Origin of the sequence: Pseudomonas cichorii (assembly GCF_003700275.1) — a bacterium.
GTDB classification, from domain to species: domain Bacteria; phylum Pseudomonadota; class Gammaproteobacteria; order Pseudomonadales; family Pseudomonadaceae; genus Aquipseudomonas; species Aquipseudomonas cichorii_B.
Map to the genome: position 1 here is coordinate 56442 of NZ_RBRE01000004.1, position 14865 is coordinate 71306.

Genomic DNA, 14865 nt, shown 5'->3' on the forward strand with positions numbered 1-14865 from the left:
TACGACCGCCACGCCGGAATCGGAAACGAACCATTTATCGGCCCGCAGCCAGCCAGCCCGTTTCTGACTGGAATCTGTACGGATAACCAGTATTCTTGGCCGTCTGTCCCTGCTTGTGTGTGGCCGTATCCTTGAGCATTTCACCTCTCGACAATCCGTTTTATTACCTGGAAAACTTTCGTCAGGTTCTGGCCTGGATCGTCCAGCGTTACGACGATCTGCTCGATGAGCAGGAGCGGCATTTTATCGATGACTTTGCCCGACTGCCGATACCCGCCCAGGGTTTGCTGGTGCGGATGGTCATGCGCAAGGGAACGCTGTTTCGTGCCAGCAAGCTGAACTATGTCGAGATTGGCGATACCCGTGCAGCGGTGCTGCCATTGCTGGAACTGGGGTGGGTCGATGCAGCTCCGGCACTGGATCTTGAGGCGCTGTTTCAGTTGTTGCGCAAGGACGAACTGAGTCACTGTTTCAAGGCTCATGCAGTCAAGGGCCCGGAGCGCAAGACGGCGTGGTTCGAGCGTTTGCAGACTGTTTATGATGACGCCCGGCCTCTGGATCAGTGGCATCCCGATCTGGACGATCAGGTCTTCGAGCTGAAAGTCATGGCGCTGTGTGATCGCCTGCGGCTGCTGTATTTCGGCAATCTGCATCAGGAATGGTCGGAATTCGTGCTGGCGGATCTTGGTATCTATCGCTACGAGAAAGTCGAGTTTACCGTGGACTCGCGGGCCATCGGCGAACGGCTGGATATCGAGGTCTGCCTGCAACTGCATGCCTGTCGGGACGCGCTGGGGCAGGGCGCAGAACTGGCGACCCTGGCCGAGCAGGCGCTGGCCGTCGAGACGCGCAATCCGTGGCTGCAGCGGCGCTGTGCCAGGCTGCTGTTTCATATCGGCCAGCAGGCCGAACGCCTGCAGGACTGGCCGCTGGCGTTGAGCGTTTATCGTCGATGCACTTACCCCGGAGCACGCTCCAGACAGATCCGGGTCCTGGAACTCAGTGCCGAGTACGCCCAGGCCATGACACTTCTGGAGCAGGTCAGGGCTGTGCCGCATAACGATGCCGAGATTCAGCATCTGCAGCGCATTCTGCCGCGTCTGCAGCGCAAGCTTGGCTTGCCGGTCGAGCGTCGTCAGGCAGCGCGCGTGGTATCGCGCCTGGATCTGAGCGTGACGCCGGTTGCTGGGCAGAGTGTCGAATCGCTGATCCGCGAGCATCTGGCGCAGGAGGGCAGCGAGGTGCATTACGTCGAGAACGCGCTGATCAACTCGCTGTTCGGTCTGCTGTGCTGGCGTGCGATTTTTGCGCCGTTGCCAGGCGCTTTTTTCCATCCGTTTCACAGTGCGCCGAGCGATCTGCTCAGCCCGGACTTCTACCAGCGGCGTGCTGCACTGTTCGACGAGTGCCTGGCCCAGCTGGAGTCCGATGCCTATCAGGCAACGATTCGTGAACACTTCCAGAGCAAGTCCGGACTGCAATCGCCTTTCGTGTTCTGGGGTGTGTTGACGCCTGAACTGCTGGAGCAGGCGCTGCATTGCCTGCCTGCCGAGCATCTGGGGCACTGGTTCCGTCGGCTGCTGCAAGACATCAAGGCCAATCGCACCGGCATGCCGGATCTGATCGAGTTTTTCCCGGAGCAGCGTCGCTATCGGATGATCGAGGTCAAGGGGCCGGGTGATCGGCTGCAGGATAACCAGTTGCGCTGGCTGGATTTCTGCGCCGAGCACGGAATGCCGGTAGAGGTGTGTTATGTGCAGTGGGCTGTTGATTAGCTGTTCTGGTGTTTACCCGGGAAGAGGTCAGTCTCTGCCCGGGTAAATCCGGTCCTGCACAGACCGTGTTCATGCAGCTCAATGACCTGAAGGTTTCTCGTCATTGGGTGTGGTGCTGTCGTTGTCCCCGTTATTCGAGCCCTGAGGCATCGTGGGGCCACTGCCCATGCCATTGGTTGTGGACGGGTCGGGGACTCTGCCGCGGGTTTCCGGGCTGCTGCCGTCAGTGTTCTTTTCCTGATCCTTTTTCATTTGCATGGCCGGGTTGGCCGGCTCATGGCCCTGCGGATGGGTAGGGCCGGTCGATCCTGCCCATGCACCCATGCTGGTACAGGCCATTAACGTGGCAATGCTCAAGGCTGCCATTCGATTTCCGATCATGATGAATCTCCAATGTTGGGTGGATACCTTTCATTGGTCTGGCCGTCGGAAAGATACGTGCGATGCTTGCGACCAACGGTCGCTATGAACCGACTCGGTTCATTAGCGATATAACTAGTCGCCTGTTGCCCATCATTGGTTCTAAAAAAACGCGATTTCTTACAATAAAAAAACACAGGTGGCTCTGCGCCATTAAATAGCGATATCAAATTGATATTTCGCAGCTTTCACGTGGATATCCTTGTAAATACAGGACTTTTCCAGTTTCCGGGCAGGGTGGGGTGTAGGAGATTGGCTACAAAAAACACCCATTTCTGACGCAGGACGCCGGACTGTCATTAAACAGAAACATTTCAGGTTTTAAATCCGCCTCGGGCCTTCTTAAGTGGACCACCACACTTTCTCCTGGACTGAGGTATTACCGTGATACTGCTGACTAAAAAACGCTTGTCGCTTCTGATCGCTTCGCTGTGCCTGAGCGGTGCTGCCCACGCGACTGATGTCACTGGCGCTGGTTCGAGTTTCGTTTTCCCGGTTATTTCAAAGTGGTCCCAGGACTACAGCAAGAATTCTCCACACCGCATCAACTATCAGTCGATCGGTTCGGGTGGTGGTATCGCCCAGATCAAGGCCGCTACCGTTGACTTCGGCGCATCCGACGCCCCGATGTCGGCAGAAGACCTGGCAGCCGCTGGCCTGGGTCAATTCCCGAGCGTGATCGGTGGCATCGTGCCAATCGTTAACGTGGAAGGCGTTGAGAGCGGCAAGCTGAAGCTGGACGGCGAAACACTGGCCAAGATCTTCATGGGCTCCATCAAGACCTGGGACGACGAAGCCATCAAGGCGCTGAACCCTGGTGTGGTACTGCCTAAAACCAACATCACCGTGGTGCACCGTTCGGACAGTTCGGGTACTTCCTACAACTTCACCAACTACCTGAGCAAAGTCAGCCCGGAGTGGAACGAGAAGCTGAAGTTCGGTTCTTCGGTCAAGTGGCCGGCCGGTGTGGGTGGCAAGGGTAACGAAGGTGTTTCTGCCTACGTGAAGCAGATCAAGGGTTCGATCGGCTACGTCGAGTACTCCTACGCTGCGACCAACAAACTGGCTTACACCCAGTTGAAAAACGCCGCTGGCAAGTACGTCACACCAACTTCCAAGTCGTTTGCCGCTGCTGCTGACACTGCCGATTGGGCAAGTGCCAAGGACTTCGGTCTGATCATGACCAACGCTCCGGGCGACGACGCATGGCCGATCACCGCCACGACCTGGATCATCATGTACAAGAAGGCCAAGAACGAAGAGAAAAGTGCAGCCACTTTCGACTTCTTCAAATGGTCTTTGGAAAATGGTCAGAAACAAGCAGAAGAGCTGGACTACGTAGCCCTGCCAAAATCGCTGGTTGACCGTGTAGAAAGCTACTGGAAATCCGAATTCACCAAGTAAGTGATTCAAGACTGTAGCTCACCCCTGTCATCGGCCGCGATATCGGTTCGGTGACAGGGGCTTTTTCTTGCGAGTGGACTCAACATGACTGAAAACACCCAATACCTGTCCGCTACGGTCTCCGAGGCCGACTCTCATGGTGAGAAACGCGCCAGACGCGATCATCGCCATGACGTGTGGTTCAGGCGTTCGCTGCAAGGCGCGGCCATGCTGGTGCTGGCACTGCTGGGCTGTATTGCCCTGTCGACCTTGTGGGGCGGAAGTCTGGCATTCGAGACCTTTGGTTTTGGTTTTCTGACCAGTGCCGAGTGGGACGTTAACAGTGGCCAGTTTGGTGCCCTGGTTCCGATCTACGGTACGTTGGTTACTTCTTTCCTGGCCTTGCTGATCGCCGTTCCGGTGAGTTTCGGCATCGCTATCTTCCTGACCGAAGTTGCGCCGCCATGGTTGCGCATGCCGATTGCCTCGGCCATCGAGCTGCTGGCCGGCATTCCTTCGATCATTTATGGCATGTGGGGCCTGTTCGTGTTCGGTCCGTTCATGGCTGAACACCTGTCGCCGTGGATCAACGAGAATCTGGGTGGCCTGCCATTCATCGGCACCCTGTTCCAGGGGCCGCCACTGGGTATCGGCATGCTGACCGCGGGTATCGTGCTGGCGATCATGATCACGCCGTTCATTACCTCGGTGATGCAGGAAGTCTTCCGCACTGTTCCCACCACGCTCAAAGAGTCTGCCTACGCCTTGGGCAGCACGACCTGGGAAGTGGTCTGGGACATCGTTCTGCCTTACACCCGTTCGGCGGTGGTTGGCGGTGTGTTCCTCGGTCTGGGCCGCGCACTGGGTGAAACCATGGCGGTAACCTTCGTACTGGGTAACGCCCACCAGTTCTCCGCTTCGTTGATGATGCCAAGCAGCTCCATCGCTTCGGTGATCGCCAACGAGTTCAACGAGTCCTACACCGACCTGCACCGTTCGGCGCTCATCGCGCTGGGCTTCCTGCTGTTCGTGGTTACTTTCATCGTGCTGGCCCTTGCACGACTGATGCTGTCGCGCCTTTCGCGTAAGGAGGGGTTATGAGTAAGGACGTGACGGGTAACGAGAGCCTGTACCGGGTTCGCAATTTCAAGAACAAGCTGGCAATGGTGCTCAGCTGTGGCGCCACTGCATTCGGCCTGCTGTGGCTGGTGTGGATTCTGCTGACCACCGTCATCAAGGGCATCGATGCCCTGAACCTGCAATTGTTCTCCGGCATGACCCCGCCACCGGGTGTCGAAGGCGGTCTGGCCAACGCCTTCTACGGCAGCCTTCTGATGTCCGGCATCGGTCTGTTGATCGGTACGCCAATCGGCCTGATGGCCGGCATCTGGCTGGCCGAGTTCGCCCGCTACTCGAAACTGGGTAATGCCGTACGTTTCATCAACGACATTCTGCTGTCCGCTCCATCGATCGTACTGGGTCTGTTCGTGTACACCGTGGTCGTGCTGCCGCTGAACGAACTCACTGGCCATCAGGTTGGCTTCTCGGCGATTGCCGGTGCCCTGGCCCTGGCCCTGCTGGTAATTCCGGTCGTGGTGCGGACCACCGACGAAATGATGCAACTGCAGCCTTCGACCATGCGTGAAGCCGCATTGGCCCTGGGTGTCCCGCAATGGAAGCTGACCCTGCAGATCGTCCTGCGTGCCGCCAAGGCGGGCGTGGTAACCGGCGTTCTGCTGGCGCTGGCACGTATCACCGGCGAAACCGCTCCGCTGCTGTTCACCGCGTTCGGCAACCAGTTCTGGAGCAGCGATGTGCTCAAGCCGATCGCCAGCGTCCCGGTAGTGGTCTTCCAGTACGCCATGAGCCCGTTTGAAGACTGGCATTCCCTGGCCTGGGCCGGTGCACTGGTCATGACGCTGTTCGTATTGATACTGAGTCTGCTTTCTCGCTTAATTCTTCTGCGCAATAGGGCGTCCTGATGAACAACCTTTCCCTTGCCAACGAAAAAACCAAGATTCAAGTGCGCGGTCTGGAGTTTTTCTACAACAACCAGAAGTCACTGAAATCCATCGACATGATGATCCCGGAAAAGCGCATCACGTCGATCATCGGTCCGTCCGGCTGCGGCAAGTCGACCTTGCTGCGCGTGTTCAACCGTATCTACTCGATGTACCCGAAACAGGAAGCGCGCGGCGAAGTGCTGCTCAATGGCGAAAACATCCTGGCGCCGGGCTATTCGATGAACCGCCTGCGCAGTCAGGTGGGCATGGTGTTCCAGAAGCCGGTCCCGTTCCCGATGTCGATCTTCGAGAACATTGCCTACGCGATTCGTCACCACGAAAAACTCTCGCGCCGGGAAATGGAAGATCGTGTCGAGCAGGCCCTGCGTGGCGCCGCGCTGTGGGACGAGGTCAAGGACAAGCTCAAGAACAGCGCGACCAGCCTGTCCGGTGGTCAGCAACAGCGCCTGTGCATTGCGCGCACCATCGCGCTGCGTCCACAGGTCCTGCTGCTCGATGAGCCGACTTCCGCACTCGACCCGATTTCCACCGGGCGTATCGAGCAATTGATCACCGAACTCAAGGAGCAGTTCACCGTGATCATCGTGACCCACAACATGCAACAGGCGGCCCGTTGCTCGGACTACACCGCGTTCATGTTCATGGGCGAACTGATTGAACATGGCGACACCGACACCATCTTCACCAAGCCTTCCAAGACCCAGACCGAAGACTACATCACTGGTCGCTTTGGCTGATTCCCGCCAGGGTGGGCACCGCCCGGTGTTCGCCCATGAATTCCTCGATCCGGCTGCGCAACCAGCGTTCTGCCGGATCGTTGTCCATCACACTCAACCATGTCATCGACAGATCCAGCCCGGGTGTGCTGAATGGCAAGGGTTCGTCGTATAACAACCCCAACGCACTCATGGCACTGGCGGTGTAGTCGGACAGACCCGCGATCAGGTCGGTGCCAGCCATCAGCGCGGGCAGGGTGGTAAAGCGCGGCACGGACAATACCACCTTGCGTTTGCGGCCCAGCGCGGTCAGCCATTCATCGGCAAAGCTGCTGACGTTCGCCGCGTGGGAAACCACGACGTGCGGGCGTGAGCAGTATTCATCCAGGGTCATGGGCGTCGCGGCCTTGTCGGCGCGCACCACACGCGGCTGGACGTTACGCAGCAGCTTGCGCTTGGCATTGGCCGGCAGGTCACGGGTCAGGCAGACGCCAACGGTGATTTCGCCGGACATCAGCACCTCCGAGACATTCAGGTAGTCGACGTGCTTGACGACCAGTACCACGCCCGGTGCTTCCTTGCGGATTGCCTGCAACATGGCCGGCAGCAACCCGTATTCCACATCGTCCGACATGCCGATGCGAAAGGTCATGGTGCTGGCCGACGGATCGAACTCGCTGGCCAGGCTCAATGCGGTGGACATGGCGTCCAGCGCCGGTGTCAGGTGCTTGAGGATTTCATGGGCACGGGCGGTGGGCTCCATGCGATGACCGACGCGAATGAACAGCGGGTCGTTAAGCAGATTGCGTAGCCGGTTGAGTGCGGCACTGATGGTGGGCTGACCGAGAAACAGCTTTTCGGCAGCGCGGGTCACATTGCGCTCCTGCATCAATGTCTCGAACACCACCATCAGGTTGATGTCTGCCTTGCGCAGTTCATTGCGATTCATTGCTATTCCTTTGCACCAGGCGAGTCGTATATCGAAAGGATGACCCCAGTCTATCTGACTCGGCATTAACACTATGAAATGTCTGCTCGCGTGACAGGAGCAAATCTGTAGGCCAGCATGCAGTTTATCTGCATGTTCATGCTGCACATTCCTACAGGAGGTTTTTCAATGCGTGCTGTAAAGATCGCAGGTCTGCTCATGACCTTTGCGCTGCCGGGTGCAGTGTTTGCCGAAACGCCCAGCTATGGCCAGCAACTTGAAGGGTTCACCTATCCGCATGCCCTGAAGAAATTCAGCTTTCAGTCCCAGGGCCAGGCGCTGGAAATGGGCTATATGGATGTCGCGCCCACCGGCAAGGCCAACGGCCGCACCGCCGTGTTGCTGCACGGCAAGAATTTCTGTGGTGCCACCTGGGAAGACAGCATCAAGGCCTTGAGCGCGGCGGGTTATCGCGTCGTGGCGCCTGACCAGATCGGTTTCTGTACTTCAACCAAGCCTGCGTACTATCAATACAGCTTTCAGCAACTGTCGAACAACACCCATGCCTTGCTGGCCAGCCTGGGGATCGACAAGGTTTCGGTGATCGGTCATTCCACCGGCGGCATGCTGGCTACCCGTTTCGCCCTGATGTACCCGCAGCAGACCGAGAAACTGGTAATGGTCAACCCGATTGGCCTGGAAGACTGGAAAGCGCTCGGCGTGCCTTACCGCAGCATCGATCAGTGGTATGAGCGTGAACTGAAAGTGACTGCCGAAGGCATCCGCAGCTATGAGCAGAAGACCTATTACGACGGGCGCTGGAAGCCCGAGTACGACAAGTGGGTGGATATGCTTGCCGGTCTGAACAAGGGGCCGGGGCAGAAACTGGTTGCCTGGAACTCGGCGCTGATCTACGACATGATTTTCACCCAGCCGGTGTTCTACGAGTTCCCGAACCTCAAGGTGCCGACCTTGTTGATGATTGGCGATACCGATACCACCGCCATCGGCAGCGACATTGCTCCGCCGGAGGTCAAGGCGCGGATCGGCAACTACAAGGTTTTGGGCAAGCAGGTGACCGAGATGATCCCGGGCGCCAGTCTGGTCGAATTCAAGGGCATGGGCCACGCGCCGCAGATGGAAGACCCGCAAGGGTTCAACAAGGCGCTGGTGTCAGGGTTGCGGTTGTAAAGGCCGTCTTCGCGGATGAATCCCGTAGGAGCGGATTCATCCGCGAAGGGGCGCAAAGGTCAGGCCAGCAGCTGTGAAAACGCCTTGTCCGCTTCCAGCACTGCGGGCAGCCCCTTGAACAGGGTATCCAGATCGATGCCTTCCATCAGCGGGCCGTTGGCTGCCTTCTGCGCTTCGGGTGTGGCGCCGTCGTGAGCTTCCAGTGCATCGGAAATCACGATGGCCTGGGCCACGATGCGCGGCAGCGGGGCATTATCAGGAGCTTGCATCGGACGGGCCTGAAACGCGATGGCTTGCTGGATCATCTTCGGCAACTGCCAGCGACGGGCCAGTTCCTCACCGACTTCCGGATAGCCGAAACCCAGTTGCAGCGTCTCGTTGGCTGCACGCCCTGGCGTTCCGGCCTTGGCGGCATTGTTCAGGCGCTCGGCGACTTGCGGCGCGCCGGTCTGGATCAGCAGCTCACCGATGTTGTGCATGACTCCGCAGGTAAAGGCGATCTCGGGATCTGCGCCAGTCTGCTTGGCCAGCATCCGGCAGATTCCCGCGACCTGAAAGCTCTTGAGCCAGAAGGCCTTGAGATCAAAGCTCGGCCCGGCCTTGAAGGCGCCGGTCACTGCCGAGGCCATCACCAGCGTGCGCAAGGTATTGAAGCCCAGGCGCATGGCAGCGTCTTCGATACTGGATGACTCACGCGAGCCACGAAAGCGCGCCGAGTTGGCCAGGCGCAGTACCTTTGCGGCAATCACCGGGTCCTTTTCGATATTGCGCGCGATGCTCTCCAGATTGGAGGAGGGGTTGTCGAACTGCAGCATCAGGTCCTGGGCCACTTTGGGAATGCTGGGCAGGCTGTGCAAATCGTCAAACAGCTTTTCAATAGTCATCGAGGCCATCCTCATACGTCGGATGATTCAACGATAGTCAGTTTTTTCCCCTCTGCACGTTTCCCAATGGATTGTGCGAGGCGTCTCTCACTCTCTGATCTGCGATATATCTTCGCGTGTATTGATGGATGTTTATAACCCGATAATTAATACCCGCTTGAAAAATATGCCTACCCAAAAGCCTGACTTATTATGAGTGGGATTGTTCGACACTTTATTGGCGTCATGCCTCAGGTTTTAAACAAGAAATATTGTCAGGCAGGCAGCCGTTAAATATATCAGCCAAATTGTCATGAAAAAGGCTTGTGTGTATGATATCAACTCGCTCTGATTCCGGGCGAATCGCTGCTGAAAGCTTTGCAGATCGCTCGTTCCTGTTGGCTGATGGCGGTTTTTGTCAATCCCCCCAGGCTCGTAAAAAACGACACGGTTTTCATAGTTGTCGAGTGATCGTATATCGTCGTTTTTGTTTATCCATGGAAGTATACTCAGATGAAAAGTTTAGGTTTCAGCAAGAAAATCCTGCTGGCTGCCGCGTTGATTGTGGTTGTCGCGTTTAGTGCGTTTATTGTCATCAACGACTTCCGTCAACGCCAAACTTTGAAATCCAATGTCTTGTCCGAATTGCAACAACTGGGCACCCTGACGACACAGAATATTCAGACCTGGCTGGAAAGCCGCTCGCATCTGTTGCAGTCGATGGCGCAGCAGATTGCCGTCGATGGCAAGAGCCTCCCGCAATTGCAGCGCGCAATCGGCCTGCAGGCGTATGGCGAGAGCTTCCAGCTCAGCTACTTCGGCAGCACCGAAGGCGTGATGTTTTCCATCCCTGCCGGCAATCGTCCCGCCGATTATGATCCGCGTGCCCGTGGCTGGTACAAGGCTGCGCAGAATGCGCCCGGCATCATCGTCACCGAACCCTACATTGCCGCCTCCTCGGGCAAACTGGTCGTGACCCTGGCGACTCCGGTCAAGATCCAGAACCAGTTCGCCGGTGTTGCAGGCGCGGACATTTCCCTGGACAGCATCAGCAAGACCATCAACTCGCTGAATTTCGGTGGTCATGGCTATGCGTTCATTGTCAGCGCCGAAGGCAAGATCCTGATTCACCCGGACAGCAAGCTGGTCCTCAAGAACATCAGCGAAGCCTATCCGACCAATACACCGAAGATTGTCGCCGGTGCCAGCGAGATCGAGTCTGGCGGCAAGGCAGAAATCATTTCTCTTACTCCGGTCCAGGGCATTTCAACGGCTAACTGGTATGTGGCCCTGGTCCTGGATCAGGACGCCGCCTATTCGATGCTCAGCGAGTTTCGCTCTTCGGCGATCACTGCGATGGGGGTAGTGGTGCTGGTGATCATCCTGCTGCTGGGCCTGCTGATTCGGATACTGATGCAGCCGCTGCACCAGATGGGCCGTGCCATGCGTGATATCGCCGATGGCGAAGGCGACCTGACCAAGCGTCTGGCGATCACCTCCCAGGATGAGTTCGGTGAGCTTGCGCAATCCTTCAACCACTTCGTCGAGCGTATTCACACCTCGATTCGCGAAGTGGCGTCCACTGCCGGGCAGTTGGGTGAAGTGGCAACCCGGGTGGTCAAGGCTTCCAACTCGTCGATGACCAACTCCGATCAGCAGTCCAATCGCACCGAAAGCGTTGCTGCGGCGATCAATCAACTGGGTGCCGCTGCCCATGAGATTGCCCAGAACGCTGCACGCACTTCGCAGCAGTCCAGCGATGCCAGCGAACTGGCGGGCGAGGGGCAGAGCGTTGTGCAGCAGACCATCGCAGCGATGAACGAACTGTCGGGCAAGATCAGCGAATCGTGCGTCAACATCGAGAGCCTCAATGGCAAGACCGCCAATATCGGGCAGATTCTCGAGGTCATCACCAGCATTTCCCAACAGACCAACCTGCTGGCCCTCAACGCGGCCATCGAGGCTGCGCGTGCCGGTGAGGCCGGTCGTGGTTTTGCCGTGGTGGCCGATGAGGTGCGCAACCTGGCGCACCGGACCCAGGATTCTGCCCAGCAAGTGCAGACCATGATCGAGGAATTGCAGGTCGGTGCTCGCGAAGCGGTACTGAACATGACCGAAAGCCAGCGCCAGAGCGAGGACAGCGTGAGCATCGCCAACCGGGCCGGCGAGCGCCTGGGCAGCGTCACCCGGCGGATCGACGAAATCAACGGCATGAACCAGTCGGTCGCGACCGCAACCGAAGAGCAGACCGCCGTGGTCGAGTCGATCAACGTCGATATCACCCACATCAACACCCTTAACCAGCAGGGTGTCGATAACCTCAGGCTGACCCTGGACGCCTGCAATCTGCTGGAAGAGCAGGCTGCTCGCTTGCAACAATTGGTAGGCAGTTTCCGTATCTGATTGTGTGAAATGGGCTACAGAATCTGCCGTTGAACGATTATCATCCGGCCAGTCTTTTACTGGCCGGGTGGCGAATCCTCGGATTCATGCCCATCACGGCCTGCCGGTTACCCAGAAAGTCTGGCGAGGGTGTTTTGATGGTTGGCAGGTTGATCTATCTCATCGGGCCGTCCGGCTCAGGCAAGGACAGCCTGCTGGATGGCGCACGGGAAACATTGACCCAAAGCGGTTGCCGGATCGTGCGGCGGGTCATTACCCGTTCAGCCGAAGCCGTGGGCGAGGCCGCCCAGGCAGTCAGCGTCGAACAGTTCGAGAGCATGCGCGAGCAGGGCGCCTTTGCCCTGAGCTGGCAGGCCAACGGGCTGCATTACGGCATTCCCAAAGAGATCGAGCAATGGCTGCTTGAAGGCCACAATGTGCTGATCAATGGTTCAAGGGCTCATCTGCAACAGGCTCAGGTGCGTTACCCGAACCTGCTGGCGGTGCTGCTGACAGTCGATCAGCACGTGCTGCGGGAACGACTGCTGGCTCGCGGTCGTGAGTCGATCCCGGAAATCGAGGCGCGACTGGAGCGCAATGCTTCCTTCGCCGTTGATGTACTGGCAAGCAATCCATCGGTGTTTGTGCTGGATAATTCCGGCGATCTGCAGCAGACCGTCAATAACCTCATCCGCTACATCGCCAGCCCGAACGAATCCGCCTGAACAAACCGCCGGTCCACTAGGGCACAGCCATACAAGGCTGTGCCCTGATTCAATACTAATCTCAACTCCCACACCTTCGATGCGCCGATTGCGTATGACGTCGCGCGAATGTCGTCCTTGTTCCTGTCACTGCCGCATAACATGAGGATTGATGTTTATGAGCCTGCTGAAAGTCAAAGATGGCACCGAAATCTATTACAAGGATTGGGGCACCGGGCAGCCGGTGGTGTTCTCCCATGGCTGGCCGCTGGATGCCGATGCCTGGGATGCCCAGATGAATTTCCTGGGACGCCTCGGTTATCGGGTCATCGCCCATGACCGGCGCGGCCATGGCCGGTCGAGCCAGCCCTGGGAAGGCAATGAAATGGATACCTACGCCGACGACCTGGCCGAGCTGTTCGAGGCGCTGGATCTGCAGGAGGCGATTCTGGTCGGTCACTCCACCGGCGGTGGCGAGGTGGCCCGCTATATTGGTCGGCACGGCACGCAACGGGTGGCCAAGGCGGTTTTGATCGGTGCGGTCCCGCCGATCATGCTCAAGACTCCGAGCAATCCCGAGGGACAGCCCATCGAGGTCTTCGACGGTATTCGCGAAGGCGTCACGGCCAATCGCTCGCAGTTCTTCAAGGACCTGGCGATTCCGTTCTACGGCTTCAACCGCGACAACGCAGACGTTTCACAAGGTGCCATCGATGCATTCTGGGCCATCGGCATGCTTGGCTCGATCAAGGGCGAGCTGGATTGCATCAAGGCGTTTTCCGAAACCGACTTCACCGAAGACCTGAAGAAATTCGATATTCCCACCCTGATTCTGCATGGCGATGACGACCAGATCGTACCGATCGCCGCCTCGGCCCTGAAAAGCGCAGAACTGGTGCGTGGCTCGGTACTGAAGATCATCCCCGGTGCTTCGCATGGTATGTGCACGACACTGATCGATGAAGTGAATGGCTATCTGCTGGATTTCATCAGGCAATAAAGTGCGTGATTAACCTGTGCAGACTGTGTGAGAGGGGCCTTGGCCGCGATAGCGGTATTCCAGGCAACCTCTCTCACCCATTCAGGCTGGACCTGCTTTTGCATGGAGTCTCCCAACTCCAACCGTGAAGCTATTCCATGACTGATAAAAACATGCCCGCAGCGCTGCGTTTCATGTTGGCTGCGCGCCGCAGCGAACTGGAAGGCCTGGAAGGACTGGCGTCGACCTGTCAGATGGTCACCCAGGTCGGTCAACTGGTGCATGCCCTGCAGCGTGAGCGTGGCTATTCAAATATGTATCTGGGCAGTGGCAAGGCCCACCACCTGACCCAGCTCGATGTGCTTACCGCCGAGGCCAAGGCCATCGAAGCCCGGGTTCTGCTGTGTTTCGAGGGGATTGATCTGGACGCGGCCAGCGCATCCGACCGCGCCCGACTGTTCAACCGCATTGCCTATGTCATGCATGGTCTTGATGAACTGCCGGGGTTGCGGCGGCGGATTCGTGAGCAGCGGCTGGCTGCGCATGATGCCACCATGATCCTGAGCCGTCTGATCGGTGGCCTGCTGGCTGTAGTCTTCGAGGCCGCCGATACCGCCATCGACCCGGTGGTTACCCGCGTGCTGGTGGCAATGTTCAACTTCATGCAGGGCAAGGAACTCGCAGGCCAGGAGCGCGCCTGTGGCGTGGCGGGGTTTCTGGCCGGCTATTTCGATGCCGCAGCCCATGACCGCCTGGAGCATCTGGTGCAGAGCCAGGAACGTTGCTTCCAGACCTTCATCCAGTTTGCCGACGACGATGCCCGACGCCTGTGGCGCAATCAGGAAAGCAGCGATTGCGTGGCGCAGCTTGGGCGGTTGCGTGGCGTGGCGCTGAAAACCTCCGAGACCGAGAAAGTCGATGCCATGCTTTCGGAGCTGTGGTTCGACCTCAACAGCCTGCGCATCGATGCCATGCGCGATATCGAGATCTATCTGGCCGATGGCCTGCTGGCCCGCTGTCAGGAGAGCATCAAGCAGGCGCGTGCCGATCTGGACAACCATCGACAGTTGCTGACCCGTCTGGTGAGCCTGGAAGTCGAAGGCAGTGCCGATCAGACTCGCTTGTTCAGCGTCCAGGCCATCGATCTGGACAGTCCGCCCACCGATGGCTTGGGGCCGCATCTGGGACGGTCGGTGCTGGATCTGTTGCAGTCGCAGACCCAGCGTCTGCTGAGCGCCAACGATGAACTCGAAGAGGCCCGCCAGGCCCTCAATGAACGCAAGTTGATCGAACGCGCCAAGCGCCTGTTGATGGACGAACATCAACTGAGTGAAGGCCAGGCCTATGAGCGTCTGCGCCAGTCCGCGATGGAGCGGGGCCAGCGAATGGTCGATGTCTCGCAGACCCTGCTGGCCTTTGCCGCCGCGCGGCCGGCACCTCGCAAGCGTCACTGAGCCTTGTGCACTTGCGCCGGGCAATCGGCGCAGGCAGCGCCCCAGT

General features: G+C 58.2%; 13 protein-coding genes and 1 pseudogene. 11 read left to right on the forward strand and 3 right to left on the reverse strand.

Annotated elements, in window-relative coordinates; translation table 11 throughout:
- Nucleotides 1-131 precede the first annotated feature (131 nt).
- Complete coding sequence (locus ALQ04_RS01185; RefSeq protein ID WP_122313988.1) at nucleotides 132-1775, forward strand: VRR-NUC domain-containing protein; 1644 nt, start codon at nucleotides 132-134, stop codon at nucleotides 1773-1775.
- Between the two features lie 78 nt (nucleotides 1776-1853).
- On the opposite strand, the gene ALQ04_RS01190 is transcribed toward ALQ04_RS01185, so the two are convergent.
- Complete coding sequence (locus ALQ04_RS01190; protein WP_147466544.1) at nucleotides 1854-2156, reverse strand: hypothetical protein; 303 nt, start codon at nucleotides 2154-2156, stop codon at nucleotides 1854-1856.
- A gap of 423 nt (nucleotides 2157-2579) precedes the next feature.
- Between ALQ04_RS01190 and pstS the strand changes: the two genes are divergently transcribed.
- The 4 genes from pstS (at nucleotide 2580) to pstB (ending at nucleotide 6339) form a co-directional block, all read left to right on the forward strand.
- Nucleotides 2580-3599 carry a phosphate ABC transporter substrate-binding protein PstS gene (gene pstS, locus ALQ04_RS01195; protein ID WP_122313861.1) on the forward strand — a complete coding sequence of 340 codons (1020 nt, stop codon included), beginning with the start codon at nucleotides 2580-2582 and terminating at the stop codon, nucleotides 3597-3599.
- Between the two features lie 84 nt (nucleotides 3600-3683).
- Nucleotides 3684-4679 (forward strand): phosphate ABC transporter permease subunit PstC, encoded by a 996-nt coding sequence (gene pstC, locus ALQ04_RS01200; RefSeq protein WP_122313863.1) that lies wholly within the window; start codon nucleotides 3684-3686, stop codon nucleotides 4677-4679.
- Nucleotides 4676-5560, forward strand: a complete 885-nt coding sequence (pstA, locus tag ALQ04_RS01205) for a phosphate ABC transporter permease PstA (protein WP_122313865.1) — start codon at nucleotides 4676-4678, stop codon at nucleotides 5558-5560. The genes pstC and pstA overlap by 4 nt, the downstream gene beginning before the upstream one ends.
- Nucleotides 5560-6339 (forward strand): phosphate ABC transporter ATP-binding protein PstB, encoded by a 780-nt coding sequence (gene pstB / locus ALQ04_RS01210; protein WP_122313867.1) that lies wholly within the window; start codon nucleotides 5560-5562, stop codon nucleotides 6337-6339. Before pstA ends, pstB begins: the two co-directional genes overlap by 1 nt.
- Here pstB and ALQ04_RS01215 read toward each other — a convergent pair.
- Nucleotides 6320-7267, reverse strand: coding sequence for a LysR family transcriptional regulator (locus ALQ04_RS01215; protein ID WP_122313869.1), 948 nt, complete (start codon nucleotides 7265-7267; stop codon nucleotides 6320-6322). The two genes, pstB and ALQ04_RS01215, sit on opposite strands and share 20 nt — an antisense overlap.
- Before the next feature lie 168 nt (nucleotides 7268-7435).
- On the opposite strand from ALQ04_RS01215, the gene ALQ04_RS01220 reads away from it, so the two are divergent.
- Nucleotides 7436-8437 (forward strand): alpha/beta fold hydrolase, encoded by a 1002-nt coding sequence (locus ALQ04_RS01220; protein WP_122313871.1) that lies wholly within the window; start codon nucleotides 7436-7438, stop codon nucleotides 8435-8437.
- Nucleotides 8438-8496: 59 nt separating this feature from the next.
- Here the strand turns inward: ALQ04_RS01220 and ALQ04_RS01225 are convergent, their stop codons facing one another.
- Nucleotides 8497-9321, reverse strand: coding sequence for an HDOD domain-containing protein (locus tag ALQ04_RS01225; RefSeq protein WP_183142079.1), 825 nt, complete (start codon nucleotides 9319-9321; stop codon nucleotides 8497-8499).
- 492 nt (nucleotides 9322-9813) lie between these two features.
- Here ALQ04_RS01225 and ALQ04_RS27540 point away from each other — a divergent pair.
- From ALQ04_RS27540 to ALQ04_RS01245, 5 genes and pseudogenes are all read left to right on the forward strand, one after another.
- Nucleotides 9814-10845 (forward strand): annotated as a pseudogene (locus tag ALQ04_RS27540) (cache domain-containing protein); the annotation flags it as partial.
- 93 nt (nucleotides 10846-10938) lie between these two features.
- The gene (locus tag ALQ04_RS27545; protein WP_409077225.1) at nucleotides 10939-11703 is read left to right on the forward strand and encodes a methyl-accepting chemotaxis protein; all 765 of its coding nucleotides are present in this window, start codon (nucleotides 10939-10941) and stop codon (nucleotides 11701-11703) included.
- Nucleotides 11704-11840: 137 nt separating this feature from the next.
- Nucleotides 11841-12407, forward strand: a complete 567-nt coding sequence (phnN, locus tag ALQ04_RS01235; RefSeq protein ID WP_122313877.1) for a phosphonate metabolism protein/1,5-bisphosphokinase (PRPP-forming) PhnN — start codon at nucleotides 11841-11843, stop codon at nucleotides 12405-12407.
- Between the two features lie 157 nt (nucleotides 12408-12564).
- On the forward strand, nucleotides 12565-13386 hold the full coding sequence (locus tag ALQ04_RS01240) for an alpha/beta fold hydrolase (RefSeq protein WP_122313990.1): 822 nt from the start codon (nucleotides 12565-12567) through the stop codon (nucleotides 13384-13386).
- Between the two features lie 137 nt (nucleotides 13387-13523).
- A complete protein-coding gene (locus ALQ04_RS01245; protein WP_122313879.1) occupies nucleotides 13524-14819 on the forward strand; it encodes a nitrate regulatory protein in 1296 nt (431 codons plus the stop codon).
- Nucleotides 14820-14865: the final 46 nt, after the last annotated feature.

Coding starts and splice junctions, on each gene's coding strand:
- ALQ04_RS01190 (WP_147466544.1), bottom strand. CDS start 2,156: ATGATCGGAAATCGAATGGCAGCCTTGAGCATTGCCACGTTAATGGCC.
- pstC (WP_122313863.1), top strand. CDS start 3,684: ATGACTGAAAACACCCAATACCTGTCCGCTACGGTCTCCGAGGCCGAC.
- pstA (WP_122313865.1), top strand. CDS start 4,676: ATGAGTAAGGACGTGACGGGTAACGAGAGCCTGTACCGGGTTCGCAAT.
- pstB (WP_122313867.1), top strand. CDS start 5,560: ATGAACAACCTTTCCCTTGCCAACGAAAAAACCAAGATTCAAGTGCGC.
- ALQ04_RS01215 (WP_122313869.1), bottom strand. CDS start 7,267: ATGAATCGCAATGAACTGCGCAAGGCAGACATCAACCTGATGGTGGTG.
- ALQ04_RS01220 (WP_122313871.1), top strand. CDS start 7,436: ATGCGTGCTGTAAAGATCGCAGGTCTGCTCATGACCTTTGCGCTGCCG.
- ALQ04_RS01225 (WP_183142079.1), bottom strand. CDS start 9,321: ATGACTATTGAAAAGCTGTTTGACGATTTGCACAGCCTGCCCAGCATT.
- ALQ04_RS27545 (WP_409077225.1), top strand. CDS start 10,939: ATGACCAACTCCGATCAGCAGTCCAATCGCACCGAAAGCGTTGCTGCG.
- phnN (WP_122313877.1), top strand. CDS start 11,841: ATGGTTGGCAGGTTGATCTATCTCATCGGGCCGTCCGGCTCAGGCAAG.
- ALQ04_RS01240 (WP_122313990.1), top strand. CDS start 12,565: ATGAGCCTGCTGAAAGTCAAAGATGGCACCGAAATCTATTACAAGGAT.
- ALQ04_RS01245 (WP_122313879.1), top strand. CDS start 13,524: ATGACTGATAAAAACATGCCCGCAGCGCTGCGTTTCATGTTGGCTGCG.